Genomic DNA, 21696 nt, shown 5'->3' with positions numbered 1-21696 from the left:
GAAACTTTTTTACAAAATGGCGGGTTTTGGACTTCCTAACTTTGGACAACTTACAGAAGCTTTTAAAAAAGCTAAACAAATTCAGCAAGATGCTCAAAAATTACAAGATGAACTAGAAAATATGGAGATTGAAGGAAAAAGTGATGATGAAATGATTAAAGTCTGGATAAGCGGAAACCAACTTCCTTTAAAAGTTGAAGTGCAAGAAAATATTTTAAATGCGGATAAAGAAAAAATAGAGCAAAATATTTTACAAGCTATCCAAAAGGCTCATGAATTATCTACTACAACTATGAAAGAAAGGATGAATGATTTGACTGGTGGATTAAATCTTAATCTTCCTGGTTTTGATAATAGTGATTCTTAGAAAACTCAATCATTTCTTTATAAAAAGAGTATCTTTCGAATGATTTATTTAAATTACAGCCCTCATCGTTTAAATGTAAGCAGTTACGAAATTTACACTTAATTTCTTCATCGATTACCTGTTTATATATTTCTGAATAAAGATTTGGTAACAACCTAATATCAACCTCTAAAGGTTGCATATTAAAACCAGGGGTGTCCACAATATAACTTTGCTTTGATATGGAAAATAACTCAACATTTCGAGTAGTATTTTTGCCTCTCTTAATTTTATTAGAAACTGGAGCAGTTCTATTTTGAACACCTGGAATAATCATATTAAGCAAAGTAGTTTTGCCAACACCAGATGGGCCCATAAAAATTGAACATTGTTTTTGCTTTAACTCAGTTAAAAATTTTTTAAAATAAGAAGTTTTTCGTAAATTTAAAGTTATTGCTTGATAACCCCATTTACTAAATTTATCAAGTAAAAAAAATCTTCTTTCATCTGAAATTAAATCACATTTTGTTAACACTAATGATACTTCAACTCCCATTGATTCTGCAGATATCAAAAACCTGTTCACTTGAGATAAATTTAACTGTGGCTCTTCAACGGAAAAAATAACGTATATGTTAGAAATATTTGCAACTGAGGGTCTAGCTAATAAATTTTTTCTTTTTTTTAGATTTTTTATTACTGCGCGTTTACTTTTTAAATCAATATTATCAAGTATTACTTCATCTCCAACATAAATTATTTGATCTTTGAAATTTATAGACTTCCTCACCTTACATAAAAATCTCTTGCTATTTCCAATGTTTTCTTGATTTTTTAAGTCAACTAAAAAAAAATCATTAAATTTTTTTGTAACTAAACCTAAATATTTAATATTAGTTTTCATTTAATATTTTTATTTTTATAAATTTTTCATTTTCTTTGATTTGTATAAACAAATATCCCATTTCTTTTAAATTATTTAATACCATTTCTTCTGGTTCTCCTTTATCCAGTTCAACTATAAGTTGTTCATTTTTGGATAATTTCTCTAAAGCCAATTTAATTTTGACGACATTTAAAGGACATGGAACACATTTAAGATCCAAATGCTTTAAAGAAGTCATTAGGATTCTTGACCAAACAATTTACTAAATAGTCCACTACTGGAATTGATGTTTTTATCTGAATATTGAGAAGCTAAACCCTCTAAAAGCTTACGTTCTTCATCAGTTATACGAGTTGGCAATTTAACCTTTACAAGAACTTCATGATTTCCTCTAGCAACTGGATTACCTAGTCTAGGTACCCCTTTATTCTCAAGAGAAAGAGTTGTATCTGGTTGAGTACCGCTTGGAATTTTTAAATTAACATTTCCATCAACTGTGGTAATTTGAACAGTATCTCCCAAAATAGCTTGTAAATAACTGACAGCTATTTCTGAATAAATAGTCACACCTTCTCTTTTAAGTTTTGAATCAGTCTTAACCTTAATAAAAACATAAAGATCTCCGGGCGGACCCCCTTTCAACCCAACATTTCCCTCTCCGGAAACTCTTAATTTAGTCCCCGTATCAACCCCTGCAGGAATATTAATTCTTAATTTTTTTCTAACTTGCTTAACACCATTACCGCCACAACTTACACACGGATCTGCAATTATCTGACCAGCTCCATTACATGAAGGACATTCAGCCACTTGTGTGAAATTACCAAAAGGTGTCCTCGTAGCTCTTCTAACTTGTCCACTTCCTCCACATGTAGAGCAAGTTTTTGGACCGGTTCCTGGTTTGGCACCTGTTCCCCTGCAGACTTCACATTTCTCAAGGTGAGGAATTTTAATTTCTCTTTGTTGGCCAAATATTGCATCTTTAAAGTCAACACTAAGGTCATACCTTAAATCATCTCCTTGTTGAGGGCCTCTTCTTTGAGTTCTCCCTCCCTGTGGATTTTGTCCACCAAAGCCATTAAAAAAAGTTTCAAATAAATCTGCAAAGCCACCCATATCTCCCATATCAGGCATTCCAGCGGCACCTCCAAGGCCAGCCTCTCCAAACTGATCATATCTGGCTCTTGTATCAGGATCGGATAATGCTTCGTAGGCCTTGCCAATTTCTTTAAATTTATCTTCAGCACCAGGTTCTTTATTAATATCAGGATGATATTGCCTTGCTAATTTTCTATAAGCCCTTTTTAAGGTATCAGCATCAGCATCCCTTGAAACTCCAAGTATTTGGTAAAAATCAGCCATTAGATAATACTCAAGTAAAAAATTGGAATTTATACATCTTCAGAAGTATTTTCCTCTGAATTAATATCCCCTTCAACTTTATCCTTTTCTACTTCCTCTCGTGAATTTTGTTTACCAGGTCCCATAGAAACTTTAACCAAAGCATGTCTCAAGACCTTACCTTCTAGGTGATATCCTCGCTGCAATTCTTCTACAATAAAATCTTCATTAAATTCTTCACTAGGCTCTCTTAATACAGCTTCATGTAAATTAGGATCAAATTGCTGACCAACAACTCTCATCGGCGCCACACCTTGTTGTTTCAAAACCTCTACTAATTGTTTATATAATCCTTGATAACTTCTGTGAAGAGCCTGAGCTTCTTCACTTTCTGGTTTAAGTTGTTGTCTTGCTCTTTCAAAATTATCAACAATAGGAAGTATTGCAGTTAAAGTCTTAGAAACAAGTTGGATTTTTAAATCGTCCTGATCTCTAGACTGCCTTTTTCTAAAATTATCAAAATCTGCTGAAATTCTTACGTATTGATTTTTTAAAGTTTCATGCTCTTTTTCTAACTGTTCTAATCTTGCATCATTATTGGATATAGTATTTTTTAATTCTTCAGTATTTATTTCTTCTGTTTTTTGGGATGATGATTCATCATTTTCAATTATTGAATCTACTGGAGATTGGACATTTTCAGGACAATTACTCTGATCAGAAATATCACTTTCTTTATTATCAATATTGTCTGATTGACTTTCAATCATTTTTCTAAAAATTTAATAAGACTATTTTCCATTAAAATGATGCACAAAACAAGTTGCGGAAGGCCGCACAAATATTTAATCAGGAACAAATCTTAATGCTAGGCCATTATTACAGTATCTTTTTCCTGTAGGAGCCGGACCATCATTAAAGACATGGCCTTGATGACCACCGCATCTAGAACAATGATATTCGGTCCGTGGGACAATTAACTTAAAATCAACCTTTGTTTCAACTGACCCTTGAATTGACTCCCAAAAGCTTGGCCATCCTGTACCGCTATCATACTTTTTATCTGAAAGAAAAAGCGGCAAATCACATCCTGCGCAATGAAAAACTCCTTTCCTTTTTTCATTATTTAGTTGACTGCTGAAAGCTCTTTCAGTTCCTTCCTCCCTTAAAATATAATAGGATTCTGAACTAAGCCTGGATTTCCATTCTTCTTTTGATAAGTTCCACTCTTCTTTGGAATTAACTGAAGAAGCTAAAACTTTCATTGGCTTAAAGATTATTTTTAAAATTGACATAATAGGAATTAGAATAAAAGATCTTCTAGTTAGAAATTGATTCATATATTTAAATCACATAAAAGATAATGAGTTTTAATCAATCTAATTCTATGAAAAATATTCATAAATTAAGTATTGCTCCAATGATGGATTGTACTGATAAACATTTCAGAATGATAATGAGAAAAATAAGTTCTAAAGCTCTCTTGTATACGGAAATGATTGTAGCCCAAAGCTTAGTTTATACAAATAAAAAAGAAAATTTTCTAAATTTTAATCGTGAAGAACACCCAATATCGATTCAACTTGGTGGAGACAATCCTGTCATTCTGAAAGAAGCTGCTCGAATGGCAGAAGATTGGGGTTATGACGAAATAAACTTTAATGTTGGTTGTCCAAGCCCAAGAGTCTGCTCAGGAAACTTTGGCGCTTCATTAATGAAAGATCCTGAAAAAGTTGCAATATGCATAGAATCCTTAAAAAATAGCTGCAGTTTACCAGTCACTATCAAACACAGAATAGGTGTAGATGACTATGACAGTTTTATAAATTTGAATAATTTTGTAAGGGATGTAGCAAATGCTGGTGCAGATAGATTTACAGTTCATGCGAGAAAAGCAATTTTAAAAGGACTCAATCCAAAACAAAATAGAAATATACCTCCATTAAAGTACGATGTAGTAAAAAAATTAAAGAAATTAAATCCAGATTTATTAATAGAAATTAATGGGGGTTTCACAAATATCGATCAATCATTAGAGGCCCTTAAAGAATTTGATGGTGTAATGATTGGAAGATCTGTATATAAACACCCATTAAGATGGTCTGCAATTGATCAAAAAGTTTATGGAATAAATTCAAATTCCAAATCTGCTTCAGATATCATTTTTTCTTTAATTCCATACATAGAAAAACATCTTGCAAATGGAGGAAAATCTTGGGATATTTGTAAACATCTCATAAATCTAGTCGAAGGTATTCCAAAAGCAAAAATTTGGAGAAATCAAATTTCAACTAAATCTATAAAAAAGGAATTAGATATTGACTGTCTTCTTAATTTAACTTCTAAACTAAAAGAAATAGGCTATTAACTCTCTTCATTTGATACATTACCCTCATTTGAAATTCCTCTTTTTCTTCTGATTCTCCCACTTTCATATTCAGAGTTTTCAGAAGAGCTGCCATAACTTCTATCTTCCCAACCTTCTGCTCCGGAGGGTTTATTCGTATAAGACGTATTAGTTTCGTTATTTCCACCACCATAGCCACCACCACCATAGCCGCCGTTATTTCCGCCACCATAGCCGCTGTTATTTCCACCACCATAGCCACCACCACCATAGCCGCCGTTATTTCCGCCACCATAGCCGCTGTTATTTCCACCACCATAGCCGCCGTTATTTCCGCCACCATAGCCACCACCACCATAGCCGCCGTTATTTCCGCCTCTACCACCTCTGCGAGACCCTCCAGATCCTCTTGGCTCTGCCTTATTAATTCTTAAGGGCCTACCCATAAGCTCTGTACCTTGCAAACCATCAATAGCTGTTGACTCAATTGATTCGTCTGCCATCTCAATGAATGCAAATCCTCTTTTTCTGCCAGTATCTCTCTCTAGAGGAAGAGAACAATTTAAAACTTCACCAAAAGGTGCAAACAACTGTACAACATCTTCACGCTCTGCGCGGAAAGGCAAATTGCCAACAAAAATACTCACTTTAAATTCAACAAAAAATAACCTAATTAAAAAAACTACTTGGAATAGTTTTATAACACTACTTTTCTATTCTACTTCAAAGCATACCCTTGTTGTAGAAAAATAATTCAGATTTAAAGTAATAATTTTTTCTCCCAGTGAATTACCTCCTTTTCTACTTGGCTAAAACCAGTGCCACCTTCACTAGTTCTTGATTTAACAACATTAAAGGGTTCAAGATCCACAAAAACATCTTCATCAAATTTGGGATGAAATTCTTTAAGTTCATCAATTTTAAGATCTTTAAACAACATTTTTTTCTCTAAGCAATATTTAACAATTTCACCGACAACTTGATAAGCAGTTCTAAAAGGTACCTGTTTACAAACTAAATAATCTGCCAAATCAGTAGCATTAGAAAAATCATTTTCTACGGAATCAGATAAATTTTTAATGTTAAATTCAATGCCCTCATTTATTAAAATAGTCATTGCTTTAATGCAAGAAGATATAGTCTCTGCAGTATCAAATATTGGCTCTTTATCCTCTTGAAAATCCTTATTATATGCAAGTGGTACCCCTTTAACCATAGTTAACAGCGCTTGAAGATGTCCATAAACTCTTCCCGTTTTACCTCTGATCAATTCTGGAACATCTGGATTTTTTTTCTGAGGCATTAAGCTACTACCGGTAGCACATTTGTCTGTTAATTTAGCGAAAGAAAATTCATCAGTTACCCATAAAATTATTTCCTCGGAAATTTTACTTAAATGAGACATTGCCAACGCAGATGCAGAAACAAATTCTATACAAAAATCTCTATCACTCACTGCATCAATACTATTTTTATAAATTTTTTGAAAACCCAATTCTGCAGCTGTAAAGTTCCTATCTATTTTTATTTTTGTACCTGCTAATGCTGCAGCGCCTAATGGTAAAGTATTTACTCTTAACCTCACTTCTTTAAACCTTTCACGGTCTCTTTGGAACATTTCTAAATAAGCCAATAAATGATGAGCCAAAGACAATGGTTGTGCTCTTTGCATATGTGTATATCCAGGAATTAAGGTATAAATATTAGATTTCGCAAGATTTAAAAAAGATTTTTGTAAGTCAATTATTAAAATTTCAAGATTGTCAATCTCTTTTCTTAGCCATAATCTTATGTCTGTGCCAACTTGATCATTTCTACTTCTACCAGTATGTAATTTTTTTCCAGTTTCACCAATTAGACTAATAAGTTTTTCTTCAATACAGTAGTGAATATCTTCAGAAGGAGAACTAGGAAAAAATTTACCTTCCAAATACTCAACTTTTATTTTCTCTAAACCATTAATAATCTGCAAAGTTTCGGAAGAGGATAAAACTTCTGTTTTACCAAGCATTTTGGCGTGAGCAATAGAACAAGCCAAATCTTCTAAAATAAGCTTTCTATCAAAACCTATAGATGCATTAAACTTTTCAATAAAAGGATTAAGTGTATTATCAAATCTTTTACTCCAAACTTTTGCCATATCAATTTTTAGCTTTAGATATCTCTAATAAAGCATTTTTTTATATGAGTGACAAAAAATATCTATTTCAATTGAAAAACAACCATAGATGCGTCATCGTCCAGGTGTCTATTTTGTCCAGTGAAGTCATCTAATTTTTTAAAAATTTTATTTAAAATTTCTTGGGATGAATAGGATTGTTTACATAATTTTGTAAGGGTTTTAATTAGCCTTTGCTCATCAAATCTTTCCCCTGCAGAATTAGATGTATCGATTACTCCATCAGTGTAATAAAGCACTAAATCATTTTCATTGAGTTTAATTTCACCACAATCATATTCAGCATCTTTTTGTAAGCCAAGGACAAATCCTTCTGAATCTAATTTTATGATTTTCTGATCTGAACTTTTCCAAAGTAAAGGCGGATTATGGGCTGCATTAGCAAATCTCAATTTTCTTGTTCTAGGGTCATAATCTGAATAAAATAATGTCACAAATCTATGAGATTGATCTAAATCATTTATTGCTAATTGATTCAAATCATACAAAATTCTATCTGGAGGTAATCCTGTAAGAACCTCCGCGCGTAACATACCTCTTAGCATAGTCATTAGAAGGCCAGCTGGAATCCCTTTACCCATAACATCACCTATTACTAAAGCCCATCTAGCTTTTTCTTTTCTTTTTTCTGAGATATTAGTTTTTAAACACATAAAATCATAATAATCTCCTCCTAACTGAAGAGCTGGTCTACAATGAGCAGCAAGATCTACACCATAGATAATTGGACAGTAATCTGGGAGTAATTGAGATTGTATTTCTGCACCAGTAGAAATTTCTCTATCAACATTCTCGTGCTTTTTCTTTATTTTGATCAAACAATAATTTTCTAATCCAATAGCCAGACAATTTTTAATAAAGTTAAAATTAGAATCATCAGTGATTGAGTCACTTGATAAATCTTTACTAAAAATGTAAACAAATCCTCTGCATTTACCTCTTGATAATATTTTGTCTGCTTCAATTTTGTATTCTTTGAAATTATTTTTTAAATCATTTTCGAAAGTTAGAATTTCCTTTATTTTAAAATTTTTAGAGAAGTTAAATTGATTCAAAAAAGTATTAATTTCTCCTTGAATTTTTAAATATTCATTATTTGCAGAAATTTTAATATTTTCATTCCATATTTCTCCTTCATAATTTAAAGGTAGAATTAATATTATTTTTTCTTTAAAAATATGTTTAAAAATTAAGCAAATATAATCAAGTAATTTATTTATATTGGAAAAAGACTTCAAATAATATGACAATGACAGTGCAATTTCAGTAAATTTGGACTTATTTTTTAAAGATACTTTAGAGTAATCATCTAAAAATTTTTTAATAAATTTGTTTGAAAATAGTTTTTCTTTTTGATTATTTGTCACAACAAATCTAATAGATAAATATGTTCTAACATTAAATTTAAATTTTTAAAAAAATTTAATTTAATATTTATTGATCTGCAAGCAAAGCCTCCACAAATTCATAACTATTAAAAGGTCTCAAATCTTTTATACCCTCTCCAGCACCAATAAATCTTATTGGCAAATTTACTTCTTCTGAGACGGCTAAAGATACCCCGCCTCTTGAAGTGCCATCCAATTTAGTAATAATTGCTCCACTTAAATTAGCTGATTCAGCAAAACTTTTTGCCTGCTTTAAGCCATTTTGACCTTGACTTGCATCCAAAACTAGTAATGATTCAATGATTGCATCTGGAACCTTTTTATCAATAATTTTTTTTATTTTTGCTAATTCATCCATCAAATTATTTTTTGTTTGCAATCTACCTGCTGTGTCAACTAGTAATAAGTCAACATTTCTTTTTTTTGCAGAATTGATTGCATCAAAAACTACAGCAGCCGGATCAGCATTTTTTGATTGATTAGATATAACATCTACATTACTCCTCTCACCCCATACTTTAAGTTGTTCTACTGCCGCCGCTCTAAACGTATCAGCAGCAGCGATCAAGGTTTTATAATTACTCCTTGATGACAAATATGCTAATTTTCCTAATGTTGTAGTTTTACCAACACCATTAACTCCTACTAATAACCAGACATTTAATCTTCCTTTTTGAGGCACTAAAAGATCGATACCTGAGTTTTTTATTGGTTTATCAATAATTGATTTTAATTCTTTTTTTAAAAATTTTATTCCTGCTTCTGCACCTACGACTTCTTCATTTAATTTTTTTCTTAAGGAATTTATAACTTTATCAGTTGAATCTATCCCAACATCAGCTCTTATTAATAATGTCTCTAAATCATCCAATGACTCAGGAGTGAGAGGATCGTCTCCTAATTTATCCAATAATTCAGTAACAAAACCTTTTCGTGTTTCTTCTAATCCCCTTCTTAATTTAGTTAACCAATCAATTTCATCTATCGATATTTGATTTATTGTTTTTCCTTGGGCAGCTAATACCATTGCAGACCAAGTAAAATTATCATCAAATTCACCTAATTCTGGCTCAATAATAGTTTTTGGCGGTACCAAAATATTTTTTTTATTAGCACTATCAATAAATTCCTTTTTTTGTTCTTCTTGCTTTGGTAAATCTTGTTTTTGTTCTTCTTGCTTTGGTAAATCTTGTTTTTGTTCTTCTTGCTTTGGTAAATCTTGTGTTTTTGTTCTTCTTGCTTTGGTAAATCTTGTTTTTGTTCTTCTTGCTTTGGTAAATCTTGTTTTTGTTCTTCTTGCTTTGGTAAATCTTGTTTTTGTTCTTCTTGCTTTGGTAAATCTTGTTTTTGTTCTTCTTGTCTCTTCTTTAAAAGTGCATAAGCTTGAGCAGCCCATTCTCGAGAGTTATCGGAATCAGTATTAGTCATTGATATTTTTTAGACGTATCTAATAAATTTAAAATACTATTTATTTATATCAAATAATCATTGAGATTTTACTGTTTGTAATCTCCTTAAAACTCCATTGATAAATTTTCTTCCTTGCATATCACTATATTTATTAGCTAAATGTACTGCCTCATCACAAGCAACAGCAACAGGTGTGTCCAAAAAATTGATATCCACGTATGCTAAACGCAAAATATCTCGGTCAATCCTTGGTAATCTTTTTAATCTCCATCCATCCATTACTTGGTCAATATGAGAATCAATGGTTGTTAGGTTATTAATTATTTTACTAATCCTTTGATTGACGTCTTCTCTAATATCAATTTGTCCACTGGAAACTATTAATTTTGGAAAGTCTATAGTTACTGAGAGAGCATTCATTACATTTTCGATCTTTTTTAAAGAATTTTTTAACTCATCTCTAACTTTTGCAAAAGAGGAATCACGTCCTTCATGCAATTCACTTTCTAATATTTTTTGTGATGCATTTTCTAAGTCTGATTCACAATTATCTAATTCATCTCTGAAGTGATTTATTAAAGAATCTAAAGCAGATTCAAAAATCTCTTCTATCTGAAATTTTTCTAATTTGAAATCACCTTTATCTTTGATTAAGCCAAGAGAAATTAAAGATAATTCTCTAGAAAGAGATTTATTATTATGCATCAATTAAGAAGAAGTATTAGTGGAAGCGCGTAATTGTGAAAATAATTTTGAAAATGTTGGATTTGTAATGTTATTTTTCTCGTCTGGATTTACTATCCCAGCGGAAATTATTGTTCTAAAAGCATCTTCAACAGATATATCCAAATCCTTAACAGATGTCTCAGGAACCAATGTATACCAACCAGTAGTAGGATTTGGTGCTGTAGGTATAAAGACACTTAGCAACTTTTCTTCTAATTCTTGCTGCAGAGAGGGACCAACATCACCAGTTACAAACCCTACACTATAAAGGCCTTCTCGTGGATATTCAACTAAAACAACTCTTCTAAATCGATTAGATTTATTACTTAAGAAAGTTTCGAGCAATTGTTTTAAAGTTTTATAAACTGCACCTGCTACAGGTATTTTTGATAAAGTACCTTCTCCAAATTCTAATAACCATCTTCCAACAAAATTTCTCGCCATTAAGCCTATTAGCAAAATAGCTAATAAGGGTACTGTTAAACCCAAAGTAAGATTAATCAAATCCTGTAATAAAGGATTTAAATTAATAAAAGGATTTAGTTGCTTAGGAACAGAAGTAACTAATGTTAAAACAAATTTACTAACTAATGATGAAAGCCAAATAGTGGTTGCTAAAGGTATTACAACCAACAATCCTGCTATTAAATCATTTTTTAGATCCTGTTGAAGCCTAGATCCTAGGTTCGAATCTTGATTAGAATCAACCAAAATAACGTTTCTTACTATATTAACTTTACTAATAATTTAACTGTTTTTATTAAGTTAGGATATATTTTTTCTTAATAAATTAAAAATATTTATTTGTTTCAATAGCAAGAAATTACTTTTAAGAGAAATGATATACATAATAAAGAAATGATTAATACACTTGAAGACAAAAAAGAAATAAGCAAAAAGTTAAAAGCAAGAGCAATTATTGAAGGTTTTACAGTATGTGGAATTGCTTCAATTCCAGGCAGCTCGCGATTAAAATTGAGAACCAATGCATTAGACAGATGGTTATCAAACAACCACCATGCTGAAATGAAATGGATGGAAGCAGAGAGAAGAAAAGATGTAGGCTTGCTTCTTGAAGGAGCAAAAAGTGTCTTAAGCGTTGGATTTAATTACATTAGTTCACTAAACAACAACAAAGAAAAAGTCTTCAAGATTGGGAAATTTAGTCAAGGAGAAGACTACCATAAGGTGATTTCAAAAAAATTAAAGAATATTGGTAAATGGATTAACCTAGAAATTCCAGATTGCAAATGGAAAATATGTGTTGATACCTCGCCTCTTCTTGAAAAAGCATGGGCTGAAGAATCTGGCCTAGGATGGATTGGTAAAAATAGCAATTTAATAAACAAAAAACATGGTTCTTGGTTGACTTTGGGTTTTATTATCCTTACAAAAGATCTAGTGCCGGATAAACCACATGAATCACTATGCGGAAAATGTGACAAGTGTATTGAACATTGTCCCACAAAAGCAATAATAGAACCTTTTGTAATACAGTCAGATTTGTGTATTGCCTATCACACTATAGAAAGCAAAGAAAAAACTATTCCCAAAAAAATAGTAAAAAATTTAAATGGATGGGTTGCAGGTTGTGACATTTGCCAAGATGTATGCCCCTGGAATGAATCAGTGCCTCTTAATAATATTCTTGAAAATACTCCAAAAGAATGGATTAAAAATCTAAATAATGAATCGTTAAAATGGAGTGATAAAACTTGGCAAGATAATCTTAAAGGTACGACATTAAAAAGAATTAAACCATGGATGTGGAGAAGAAACATAAAAGCAAATATGAGTAATAAATAAATATATGAAAAATTTTATAAAAAAAATAATATGTTTATCTTTAATTAGCTTTTACTTTTTTAAAGTAGAACAAGTTAAATCATTAGTTCCATATTATTATTTCCCAACGATTAAAAACTTAGATAAAGAAAGTTTATCTATAGGGAGAAATGCATATCAACTTTTATATTTTGGTCAATATGAACAAAGCCTTAACTTAGCGAAATTAGCTGTAAAAATAAATAAAAAAAATGAAAAACTATGGTTAATTTTGTCTGAAGCGCAAGTAGCTAATAAACTTTACAAAGAAGCATTATATTCTCTAGAAAATGCAGAAAAAATTAATTCTAATTTAAGTGAAATTTATTTTGCTAAAAGTAATATTTATTTTAAAATTTCAAAACTACAAAGCGCAAAAACTGCTTTAGAAACAGGATTAAGTATTGCACCAAATAGCTATAAAGCTATTTTTCAGCTTGGAAATATTTTTTTAATGAAAAAAAATTACTCGGAAGCTATCAAATTATTTGATAAGTCTCTAAAAATTAAACCTGATTTCTGGCAAGCAATAAATAATCAAGGTTTAGCTTATTTCGAAAAAAACAACATCAATCTATCAATAAAACTTTTTGAAAAAGCGATCTCAATTGAGGAGAATGCAGAACCTTTACTAGGACTTGCTTCGTGTTTAAGAATGAAAGATATTACATTAGCTCTTGAACTTGCAAAAAAAGCTTTAATTAAAGATCCAAATTATGTTAATTACAATTATAGGCAAGAACAGTTATGGGGTGAAAAATTACAAAAATCAACAGAAATCCTCTTACAAAATGAAAAACTACAAACGGATGTAATATTGGCAAAATCCAAAATAAATTAATCTTCTTAAGTTTCAATACTGGAAAATATTTGTTTACCTATTAGTCTTAATTTAGTTAATTAATGCATACTTTAATTCTGCACTCTGATGGATAAGAAAAAATTCACTTCTATATCTCTCCAAGAAGAAATGCAACGTTCTTATCTTGAGTATGCAATGAGCGTAATAGTTGGTCGAGCTCTTCCTGATGCAAGAGACGGCCTTAAACCTGTTCAAAGAAGAATACTATTTGCAATGTATGAATTAGGTTTAACTCCTGATAGGCCGTTTAGAAAGTGTGCGAGAGTTGTTGGGGATGTACTAGGAAAATACCATCCTCATGGAGATCAAGCAGTCTACGACGCATTAGTAAGGCTAGTCCAAAATTTTTCAACTAAATATCCAACTTTAGACGGCCATGGAAATTTTGGATCTGTTGATAATGATCCTCCAGCAGCAATGAGATACACCGAGACCAGATTAGCGCCCATAGCTCATGAAGGATTTCTTAAAGAGATTGGATCAGAAACAGTAAATTTCTCAAATAACTTTGACGGCTCACAAAAAGAGCCTGATGTTCTTCCAGCACAACTTCCATTTTTATTGTTAAACGGCTCATCAGGTATTGCTGTTGGAATGGCAACAAACATTCCCCCTCACAACCTAGGAGAAGTTATAGATGGTTTAATTGCTTTAGTAGAAAATAAAGATATAAGTATTAAAAAACTTTCCAACATTATTAAAGGACCTGATTTTCCTACTGGAGGAGAACTAATTTTTAATCAAACAATAGAAGAACTTTACGAAACAGGAAAAGGATCAATACCGATAAGAGGCGTAATAAATAAAGAAGAAATAAATTTTGGCAAAGGTAAACATAAAAAAAATGCATTAATCATTACAGAACTTCCTTTTCAGATCAGCAAAGCAGGTTGGATTGAAAAACTAGCAGAACTTGTAAATTCAAACAAAATTAATGGTATTTCTGATATCAGAGATGAAAGCGATCGAGATGGGATGAGAATTGTTGTAGAGTTAAAAAAAGATTCTAATACTGAACTAGTAATATCTAATTTATATAAGAAAACAACTCTACAAACAAACTTTGGTGCGATTTTTTTAGCTTTGATTAAAGGAAAACCTGTACAACTAAATTTAAAACAATACCTTGACTATTTTCTGGAGTTTCGAGAAGAAACAATTAGAAAAAGAACTCATTATTTTCTAAAAAATACTCTTGAAAAACTAGAAATATTGGAAGGTTTATCAAAAGCAACAAAAGACATAAGAAAAGTAATAGATATTATTGAAAATTCAGAAAACTCATCAGAAGCTAAATCAATGTTGATTCATAATTTTTGCTTAAGTGAAAAACAAGCAAATTCGGTATTAGATATGCCACTAAAAAGATTAACAAATTTAGAGAAAAATCAAATTGATGATGATATAAATAATTTACAAAAGAAAAAAGACTATTTTCAAAAATTACTTAATGAAAGAAAACTATTACTTAAATTACTAATTGAAGAATTATTAATATTAAAGAAAAAATATAATATTAAAAGAAAAACGAAAATACTCAAAAATATAGATCAGAATGAAGAATTAGAAAATATAAACAATCAAATTTTAGAAGACTTTATTAATAAAAAAACTAAATTATATATAGACAATAGATTATATTTAAGAAAGATGATCTTTAATAATTATAAGAAATCGTTTGAAGATGTAAATCAATTTATAGATAATAAAAATATTCAAAAATTTATATGTAGTATCGATAAAAATATAAAAATATTTGGAATAACCTTCACGGGAAAAGTTTTTCACATTGATTGGGAATCAAAAATTAATAATGACTATAAATTAGATAATAAAATACTTGGCAATATTGATCCGAATGAAATAATAAACTTTCATTCAATTAAAAAAGGAATAAAAAATTATTTATGCATCTTGAATTCGGACGGAAGATTTAAAAAAGTTTTATTTGATGATGATATGATTAAAAGTAATAGATCTTTTGCAATATCAAAATTAAAAAATAATATTAAAATAATTGATTCATTTATTTCTGATGAAGAAAAAAATTTAATAATATTAACCTCAATAGGAAGAATTTTTAAATTTAATTTATCAAACAAATTTTTTATGCCAACTACTAAACAATCTCAAGGTTTAATGATTGCAAGACTTTTACCAACTGAAAAGATTGTTTCCTGTTGTCCATATCAGAATGGAGAAAATATTTATTTAGTTTCTAAACAAGGAAAAATCTTTTGTATAAATAGTAATGAAATTTATTATGCAAATGAATACAGTTTAGGTTACTTAAATGAAATAACTAAACTTAAAAACGATTACTTCCTAAAAGTTTTACCTAGTAATAATTACCTTGATATTGAAACTAATAAAAATAAATCTGCAAGGTTAAAATTTGATAAATTAAATTTCAAATCAAAGAGAACAAATTTTTTAATTGACTTTTTAAAATTAGAAAAAGGAGAATATCTTGAAAATTGTTTTCGACTCGAAAGCTATCTTGACTAAGATTTATATTCGTTTTCAACCCAATTTAAGTACTCTTGATTTACTGTTCCTGTTACATAAAAACCTGTAAAACAACTCATCTCTAATTCTTTAATAGAAGAATCACTTATTATAGATTTACTTAAATTTTCAACACTTTGATAAACCAGGTTATCGATTTCTAGCTGATCAGCGATTTCTCTTACTGTTCTATCGTGAGCTATTAATTCATCTCTATTTGGCATATTAATTCCATAAACATGGGGAAAACGAACAGGGGGTGCTGCTGATGTAAAAAAAACTTTATTTGCTCCTGCATCTTTAGCCATCTGAACAATTTCTTTTGAAGTAGTACCTCTAACTATCGAGTCATCAACAATTAATACATTTTTATTTTTAAATTCTGCACTCATGGCATTTAATTTTTGTCTTACAGATTTCTTACGTTTCTGCTGACCAGGCATTATGAATGTTCTACCAACATACCTATTTTTAAAAAAACCTTCTCTATATTCAATGCCTAACTGTCTTGCCACTTGCATAGCTGCAGGTCGAGAAGAATCAGGGATAGGCATTACAACATCAATATCTCCAGAGTTAATTGTTGTTTTTATTGTTTCAGCCAAATAATCTCCCATTTTTAAACGAGCTTTATAAACTGAAATTCCATTCATAATCGAATCTGGCCTAGCTAAATAAACATATTCAAAAGCACAAGGACATAAGATTGGATTTTCTGAGCATTGCTTAGAAAAAAACTCGCCATTAAGATTTATAAAAATAGCTTCTCCAGGATCTACATCTCTCACTACTTGATAATCGTTATTCTCAAGCACTAAAGATTCACTAGCCACCATCCACTCTTCTTTTTTTGTAATTGATGAAAGTCTTTTACCTATAACTAAAGGTCTTATACCAAAAGGATCTCTGAAAGCTAATAAACCATGTCCTGAAATTAATGCAATTGAAGCATATGATCCTTGAATTCTTTTATGCAAAGATTTAACAGAATCAAAAATAATGTCTGGTTCTAATTCATGATTATGAATTTGTTCTTGTAATTCTGTAGCGAAAATATTTAATAGCATTTCAGTATCACTTGAAGAGTTTGTATGACGCTTATCGATATTAAATAATTGTTTTTCTAAATCTCTGGTATTAGTTAAATTGCCATTATGTATCAAAACAATTCCATAAGGAGCATTAACATAAAAAGGCTGAGCTTCCTCAACACTTTCTGCTGATCCTTTTGTTGCATACCTAACATGACCTAAACCGATTCTGCCGATTAAATTCCTCATATCTCTTGTTCTATAAGCAGTGTTTACCTGACCTTTGGCCTTATGTATATGAAAAATTGTATTTTCCATTGTGGCTATTCCTGTTGAATCTTGGCCTCTATGTTGTAAAAGTAAAAGACTATCGTAAATTTGTTGATTTACATCATCTGAAGAAACGATTCCAACTATTCCGCACATAACTTAATTTCTTAAAGATTTGGATAATTGAGAAATATTTTGCATATTTAAAAGTGACTGGAAATACTATTATTAAATTTTTCGGTTAATTCCTCAACTCTAATATTGCAGATATCGTTATCTTGAATTTTTATGTTTAAAGTTTGATTAGAAACATATCCTATTTTTTTTAAAAATATACTTGATTTAGAATTTATTTGGATTTTTTTTAAATAATTAATCCATTCTTTTTCTTTCATATTATTTACTGAAAAAATAATTCTAGAACCTCCTTCTGCAAATAATAAATTATCATATCTAATAGTATCTTGATTCAATTCTATCTTTGCACCTTTTGAAGACAAAATACAACACTCTGCTAAAGCAATAGCTAAACCACCATCGCTAATATCATGAGAAGAGACTACAAAACTTTTTAAAATCGCATTTCTTAAAAAACTCTGACAGAACTTTTCATCATACAAATCTATTTTTGGAGGCCGACCTGCAATTTCTCCATGAAAGTATTCCAAATAAGAACTAGCTGCTATTGTTGTTTCTGATTTATGAGAACCAATTAACCATATTTGATCATGAACATTTTTCCAGGCACTACTTATAGCTTTTTCAACATTATCTATCTTTCCAACCATTCCAATTACTGGTGTCGGATAAATAGGAGTAATTTCATTATCTTTATTTTTTGATTCATTATATAAAGAAACATTTCCTCCTGTTACAGGAGTTTCTAAAGCTTTACAGGCTTCAGAAATTCCTTTACATGAAGAAGAAAGTTGCCAATATCCTATGTCATTCTCAGGAGAAGAAAAATTCAAATTATTTGTAATTGCTACTGGTTCAGCTCCGACACAACTAACATTTCTGGCAGATTCAGCAACTGCAGCGATAGTTCCTCTAAAAGGGTCAAGAAAAACCCATCTACTATTGCAGTCAACTGATGCAGCAACACCAGAAAATACTCTATTTTTATTTTTTTCATTTTGTTCTCTAAGTCTTATAACAGCTGCATCAGATTCTCCAGGTTTAAACACTGTATTTGCCTGCACTTGAGAATCATACTGTTTATAAACCCATCTTTTAGAGGCTATAGAGGGATTAGATAGAAGTTTTAAAATAATTTCTTCACAAGAAAAAATCTTATTTTCCTTCAAGGAGAATATTTTTTGCTCATAAATTTCTGGTAACTTATTTTCTTTCCATTCCCATTTCTTTAATAAATAATGAGGTGGATTATTAATCACATTATGAAAATCAATAGGAGTATCATCAGATAATGCAGAAGTAGGTATTTGAGCAACAATTTTGCTTTTGTGAGAAATAATTACCTCATTAGCCTCTATTACTTCACCAATTACTTTGGCATACAATCCCCATTTATTAAATTTTTCAATAAGCGAATTAATTTTTTCTTCCTTTACGACAAATAACATCCTCTCTTGCGATTCAGATAATAAATATTGATAAGAAGACATATTATCTTCTCTAGAAGGAACTAAATCTAAATCAATAGATATACCTAAATTTCCATTTGCAGCCATTTCTGCACTACTGCAGGTTAAACCAGCCGCACCCATATCTTGAGCTGCAATTACATCTCCGGTCTTAAAAGCATCTAAACATGCTTCTATAAGACTTTTTTCAACAAATGGATCACCTACTTGAACTGCAGGTCTATCATCTAATGAAGTAGTAGTTAATTCTGAACTCGCGAAACTAGCCCCACCAACACCATCTCTCCCAGTTGTGTTTCCAACATATAGTACAGGTGACCCTACGTTTTTAGCTCCAGAACAAACGATTTCATTGGTCTCCAAAAGTCCTAAAGCCATAACATTGACTAGAGGATTTCCAGAATAACTATCATCAAAATCAATTTCACCTCCAACAGTAGGCACACCTACACAATTTCCATAATGTGAAATACCTGAAACAACTCCCCGAAGCAAATCGATATTTGATGATTTATCAAGATTTCCAAACCTCAATGAATTCAGAACTGCGATAGGCCTGGCTCCCATTGTAAAAATATCTCTTAATATTCCGCCCACACCTGTTGCCGCGCCTTGAAAAGGTTCAATTGCCGATGGATGATTATGACTTTCTATTTTAAAAACAAGTTTTTGATTACTTCCAACATCAATAACACCAGCATTTTCTCCAGGTCCAACTAAAACATTTTTTCCTTTAGTGGGAAACTCAGATAATAAAGGTTTTGAATTTCTATAACAACAATGTTCAGACCACATCACACCAAACATTCCTAGTTCAGTTCTATTTGGTTTTCTCTTTAGTCTTCTGCAAATTTCTTCGTAGTCATTAATCGTTAAATTTTCAACTTTTAGTGCTTCATTAAGATCATACTGATCATTATTTTCTGGATTTATCATTCTTTAGATCCAAGGGTCATCTTCTTTTTTATCACTAAAAGATCTTGTCGATATATCATCATTATAAAAACTTTTTTGTTTTAAATCTAAATTTTGGTTTATATCTTCATCTTCTTCAAGCCAATCTTCTAATTTATTAGAAGCTATGTTTTTCATTTCATCAAATCTGTCAAATATTTTTTTTCCTTTTTGTAAAAATTCATGTTTTATACTTGATTTTATTAAAGATAAATCGTCTAAAGAATTACTTTCGCAAAATACCAATCCAGGTTGTTGATCATTAATAGTTTCAATATTTAATTTCCATCTACTAGAACCTGGAATCTTAGGATTTGATCGAGAAACTAAATAATATTTAATTTTACCAGTTTTCATTTCGAATAAAAAGTCTGCAATAACCCCTATTTTTGATCCATTGATATTTATGAGATTAGCTTCTATTAATGTTGGGAACCTATTTAAAGTTGCTAAATCAGAAATAGCTGGATCACCTTTAACATAAATTTCATTATCTATTATTTGACTTATTTGATTTAAACGCCAAACATTTCTTTTTAAATCAAAATTTGAAGGGCGAGAGTACCATCCTAAAATTCGATGAACTGGAGGATGCATCCAAACATTTTCTCCATTTCCGTAATAAAGGGCCATATTGCCCTTAACACTGTAACTTAATAATTCACTTAATAAAATTTCTTTAGGTAATTTCAAGTTAAGAACGAACCTGAACAGGCATGACTAAATAAGTAAAAGAATTTAAATTATCTTCAGGAACAAAAACAGCTGGTGTAGTTGGAAGATTACACTTTAAAAGTACATTTTCAGAATAAATAATTTTTAAACCTTCTAAAAGATATCTAACGTTAAATGCAATATCAAAATTTTCTCCAGAATAGGAAACAGGTATTAATTCATTTGCATTACCAATATCTTGTGCATCTGCACTGATGGAAGCTAAATCTGTATTATCAATCTTAATCTTAACAACACTACTCTGCTGATCTGCTAAAACAGCAATTCTTTCTAGTGCTTCAATTAATTTTTTAGTTTTAAAATTAAAAATCTTAGAAAAGGTATCAGGAAGTAATTGTGAATAATTAGGATAGGTACCTTCAAGGGTTCTAGTTGTAATTATTTGATTAGACGAAATAAAAACCACTTGCCCTTTGTCATAGAAAAGCTTTATTGAATTTTCAGAGCTTTTTAAAGATACTAATTTTTCAATTTCTCTTAATGATCTAGTGGGAATAGTTACTGAAAAATCATCTTGGTTTATGGGTGGTTTGTCTTTGTTTACTGTATATTCTTCATCATTACCAATTAAAGCAACTGCCAATCTGTGACCATCTGTAGAGGCAGACTCTAGATAATTTTGTTTAAAGGTGAAATTGACTCCTGTAAGTAACTGCTTTGAATCATCATTGCTAGTAGCAAAAATCGTTGATTTTACAGCTTTCAAAAAAGAACTTGGATCAATATTTAAAGAAGTCCCACTTTCGACAAATGGCAAATTTGGATAGTCATCAGAAGGTATACCTTTAAGATTAAAAGAACCTCTATCACTTTTTATTAAAATGTTATCTAAATTCTCATCTACTTCTAAAGAAACAGGAGTTTCGTTAGGTAATTTGTTTACTATTTCAGATAACAGTTTTGCAGGTATCGTAATAGCACCACTATTTTTAACAGTTCCATCGAAAGAAGTTTGTATTCCTAAATTAAGATCAAATCCTGTCAAACTAATTTTATTTGTTCCTTGGTCAGCTGTTAAGAGGATATTTGCAAGAATCGGATGAGTTGGACGTGAAGCAACTGCTTTGCTTACAAGTTGTATTGCATTATTTAACTCATTTTGATTACAAATAATCTCCATCGGAATTGAGAACTTTTTACAAATACAATATACTTTTTTCGTAAATTAAATTCAATCATTTATTTTATTCTCTTTTTCTAATATAAAGGTTTAAAAAAAATATATAAATTAGTAGTAGTAGTTATTGTGGAAATTGTGGAATTCTTAATTTAAAAACGTTAT

Annotated in this window: 19 protein-coding genes and 1 pseudogene; 5 read left to right on the top strand and 15 right to left on the bottom strand. The window is 30.4% G+C overall.

The genetic code is table 11. The features are described 5' to 3' along the window. Nucleotides 1-16 precede the first annotated feature (16 nt). The gene (locus HA145_RS00100; RefSeq protein WP_025931188.1) at nucleotides 17-367 is read left to right on the top strand and encodes a YbaB/EbfC family nucleoid-associated protein; all 351 of its coding nucleotides are present in this window, start codon (nucleotides 17-19) and stop codon (nucleotides 365-367) included. Here the strand turns inward: HA145_RS00100 and rsgA are convergent. The 5 genes from rsgA to msrB all read right to left on the bottom strand — a co-directional run bounded on the left by rsgA (nucleotide 333) and on the right by msrB (nucleotide 3913). Further along, complete coding sequence (gene rsgA, locus HA145_RS00095) at nucleotides 333-1250, bottom strand: ribosome small subunit-dependent GTPase A (protein WP_209127307.1); 918 nt, start codon at nucleotides 1248-1250, stop codon at nucleotides 333-335. The genes HA145_RS00100 and rsgA overlap by 35 nt on opposite strands. After that, nucleotides 1240-1470 carry a sulfurtransferase TusA family protein gene (locus tag HA145_RS00090; protein ID WP_209127306.1) on the bottom strand — a complete coding sequence of 77 codons (231 nt, stop codon included), beginning with the start codon at nucleotides 1468-1470 and terminating at the stop codon, nucleotides 1240-1242. The genes rsgA and HA145_RS00090 overlap by 11 nt, the downstream gene beginning before the upstream one ends. Next, nucleotides 1470-2594 (bottom strand): molecular chaperone DnaJ, encoded by a 1125-nt coding sequence (gene dnaJ / locus HA145_RS00085; protein WP_209127305.1) that lies wholly within the window; start codon nucleotides 2592-2594, stop codon nucleotides 1470-1472. Before dnaJ ends, HA145_RS00090 begins: the two co-directional genes overlap by 1 nt. A 29-nt stretch (nucleotides 2595-2623) precedes the next feature. Then, the gene (grpE, locus tag HA145_RS00080) at nucleotides 2624-3343 is read right to left on the bottom strand and encodes a nucleotide exchange factor GrpE (protein WP_209127304.1); all 720 of its coding nucleotides are present in this window, start codon (nucleotides 3341-3343) and stop codon (nucleotides 2624-2626) included. Between the two features lie 75 nt (nucleotides 3344-3418). Next, on the bottom strand, nucleotides 3419-3913 hold the full coding sequence (gene msrB, locus HA145_RS00075) for a peptide-methionine (R)-S-oxide reductase MsrB (protein WP_209127303.1): 495 nt from the start codon (nucleotides 3911-3913) through the stop codon (nucleotides 3419-3421). 23 nt (nucleotides 3914-3936) lie between these two features. On the opposite strand from msrB, the gene dusA reads away from it, so the two are divergent. Further along, a complete protein-coding gene (dusA, locus tag HA145_RS00070; protein WP_209127302.1) occupies nucleotides 3937-4941 on the top strand; it encodes a tRNA dihydrouridine(20/20a) synthase DusA in 1005 nt (334 codons plus the stop codon). Here the strand turns inward: dusA and HA145_RS00065 are convergent. The 6 genes and pseudogenes from HA145_RS00065 to HA145_RS00040 all read right to left on the bottom strand — a co-directional run bounded on the left by HA145_RS00065 (nucleotide 4938) and on the right by HA145_RS00040 (nucleotide 11337). After that, the gene (locus tag HA145_RS00065) at nucleotides 4938-5567 is read right to left on the bottom strand and encodes an RNA recognition motif domain-containing protein (protein WP_209127301.1); all 630 of its coding nucleotides are present in this window, start codon (nucleotides 5565-5567) and stop codon (nucleotides 4938-4940) included. The genes dusA and HA145_RS00065 overlap by 4 nt on opposite strands. A gap of 113 nt (nucleotides 5568-5680) precedes the next feature. Then, nucleotides 5681-7060: an argininosuccinate lyase gene (gene argH, locus HA145_RS00060; RefSeq protein WP_209127300.1), complete on the bottom strand. Its 1380-nt coding sequence runs from the start codon at nucleotides 7058-7060 to the stop codon at nucleotides 5681-5683. A 62-nt stretch (nucleotides 7061-7122) separates the two neighbouring features. Then, nucleotides 7123-8466 (bottom strand): PP2C family protein-serine/threonine phosphatase, encoded by a 1344-nt coding sequence (locus tag HA145_RS00055; protein ID WP_209127299.1) that lies wholly within the window; start codon nucleotides 8464-8466, stop codon nucleotides 7123-7125. Nucleotides 8467-8533: 67 nt separating this feature from the next. Next, nucleotides 8534-9915 (bottom strand): annotated as a pseudogene (gene ftsY / locus HA145_RS00050) (signal recognition particle-docking protein FtsY). Nucleotides 9916-9972: 57 nt separating this feature from the next. Beyond that, nucleotides 9973-10602 carry a transcription antitermination factor NusB gene (nusB, locus tag HA145_RS00045; RefSeq protein ID WP_209127298.1) on the bottom strand — a complete coding sequence of 210 codons (630 nt, stop codon included), beginning with the start codon at nucleotides 10600-10602 and terminating at the stop codon, nucleotides 9973-9975. 3 nt (nucleotides 10603-10605) lie between these two features. Continuing rightward, nucleotides 10606-11337, bottom strand: coding sequence for a DUF502 domain-containing protein (locus HA145_RS00040; RefSeq protein WP_432421774.1), 732 nt, complete (start codon nucleotides 11335-11337; stop codon nucleotides 10606-10608). 144 nt (nucleotides 11338-11481) lie between these two features. On the opposite strand from HA145_RS00040, the gene queG reads away from it, so the two are divergent. The 3 genes from queG to HA145_RS00025 all read left to right on the top strand — a co-directional run bounded on the left by queG (nucleotide 11482) and on the right by HA145_RS00025 (nucleotide 15817). Continuing rightward, a complete protein-coding gene (gene queG / locus HA145_RS00035) occupies nucleotides 11482-12429 on the top strand; it encodes a tRNA epoxyqueuosine(34) reductase QueG (RefSeq protein WP_209127296.1) in 948 nt (315 codons plus the stop codon). Between the two features lie 4 nt (nucleotides 12430-12433). After that, the gene (locus tag HA145_RS00030) at nucleotides 12434-13288 is read left to right on the top strand and encodes a tetratricopeptide repeat protein (RefSeq protein ID WP_209127295.1); all 855 of its coding nucleotides are present in this window, start codon (nucleotides 12434-12436) and stop codon (nucleotides 13286-13288) included. An 87-nt stretch (nucleotides 13289-13375) separates the two neighbouring features. Further along, on the top strand, nucleotides 13376-15817 hold the full coding sequence (locus HA145_RS00025) for a DNA gyrase/topoisomerase IV subunit A (protein WP_209127294.1): 2442 nt from the start codon (nucleotides 13376-13378) through the stop codon (nucleotides 15815-15817). Here the strand turns inward: HA145_RS00025 and purF are convergent. The 4 genes from purF to dnaN are packed head-to-tail and all read right to left on the bottom strand — an operon-like array spanning nucleotide 15814 to nucleotide 21534. Next, a complete protein-coding gene (purF, locus tag HA145_RS00020; protein ID WP_209127293.1) occupies nucleotides 15814-17274 on the bottom strand; it encodes an amidophosphoribosyltransferase in 1461 nt (486 codons plus the stop codon). The genes HA145_RS00025 and purF overlap by 4 nt on opposite strands. Before the next feature lie 47 nt (nucleotides 17275-17321). Continuing rightward, nucleotides 17322-19661: a phosphoribosylformylglycinamidine synthase subunit PurL gene (gene purL, locus HA145_RS00015; protein ID WP_209127292.1), complete on the bottom strand. Its 2340-nt coding sequence runs from the start codon at nucleotides 19659-19661 to the stop codon at nucleotides 17322-17324. 3 nt (nucleotides 19662-19664) lie between these two features. After that, nucleotides 19665-20372: a PRC-barrel domain-containing protein gene (locus tag HA145_RS00010; protein WP_209127291.1), complete on the bottom strand. Its 708-nt coding sequence runs from the start codon at nucleotides 20370-20372 to the stop codon at nucleotides 19665-19667. Nucleotide 20373: 1 nt separating this feature from the next. Beyond that, entirely contained in the window at nucleotides 20374-21534 is a 1161-nt protein-coding gene (dnaN, locus tag HA145_RS00005) for a DNA polymerase III subunit beta (protein WP_209127290.1), read from the bottom strand. Nucleotides 21535-21696: the final 162 nt, after the last annotated feature.

This window comes from Prochlorococcus marinus XMU1411 (genome assembly GCF_017696075.1).
Lineage (GTDB): Bacteria > Cyanobacteriota > Cyanobacteriia > PCC-6307 > Cyanobiaceae > Prochlorococcus_A > Prochlorococcus_A marinus_V.
The sequence above is the reverse complement of the archived record's forward strand: the minus strand, read 5'-3'. Positions and strand labels throughout refer to the sequence as shown.

Coding starts and splice junctions, on each gene's coding strand:
- HA145_RS00100 (WP_025931188.1), top strand. CDS start 17: ATGGCGGGTTTTGGACTTCCTAACTTTGGACAACTTACAGAAGCTTTT.
- rsgA (WP_209127307.1), bottom strand. CDS start 1,250: ATGAAAACTAATATTAAATATTTAGGTTTAGTTACAAAAAAATTTAAT.
- HA145_RS00090 (WP_209127306.1), bottom strand. CDS start 1,470: ATGACTTCTTTAAAGCATTTGGATCTTAAATGTGTTCCATGTCCTTTA.
- dnaJ (WP_209127305.1), bottom strand. CDS start 2,594: ATGGCTGATTTTTACCAAATACTTGGAGTTTCAAGGGATGCTGATGCT.
- grpE (WP_209127304.1), bottom strand. CDS start 3,343: ATGATTGAAAGTCAATCAGACAATATTGATAATAAAGAAAGTGATATT.
- msrB (WP_209127303.1), bottom strand. CDS start 3,913: ATGAATCAATTTCTAACTAGAAGATCTTTTATTCTAATTCCTATTATG.
- dusA (WP_209127302.1), top strand. CDS start 3,937: ATGAGTTTTAATCAATCTAATTCTATGAAAAATATTCATAAATTAAGT.
- argH (WP_209127300.1), bottom strand. CDS start 7,060: ATGGCAAAAGTTTGGAGTAAAAGATTTGATAATACACTTAATCCTTTT.
- nusB (WP_209127298.1), bottom strand. CDS start 10,602: ATGCATAATAATAAATCTCTTTCTAGAGAATTATCTTTAATTTCTCTT.
- queG (WP_209127296.1), top strand. CDS start 11,482: ATGATTAATACACTTGAAGACAAAAAAGAAATAAGCAAAAAGTTAAAA.
- HA145_RS00030 (WP_209127295.1), top strand. CDS start 12,434: ATGAAAAATTTTATAAAAAAAATAATATGTTTATCTTTAATTAGCTTT.
- HA145_RS00025 (WP_209127294.1), top strand. CDS start 13,376: ATGGATAAGAAAAAATTCACTTCTATATCTCTCCAAGAAGAAATGCAA.
- purF (WP_209127293.1), bottom strand. CDS start 17,274: ATGTGCGGAATAGTTGGAATCGTTTCTTCAGATGATGTAAATCAACAA.
- purL (WP_209127292.1), bottom strand. CDS start 19,661: ATGATAAATCCAGAAAATAATGATCAGTATGATCTTAATGAAGCACTA.
- dnaN (WP_209127290.1), bottom strand. CDS start 21,534: ATGGAGATTATTTGTAATCAAAATGAGTTAAATAATGCAATACAACTT.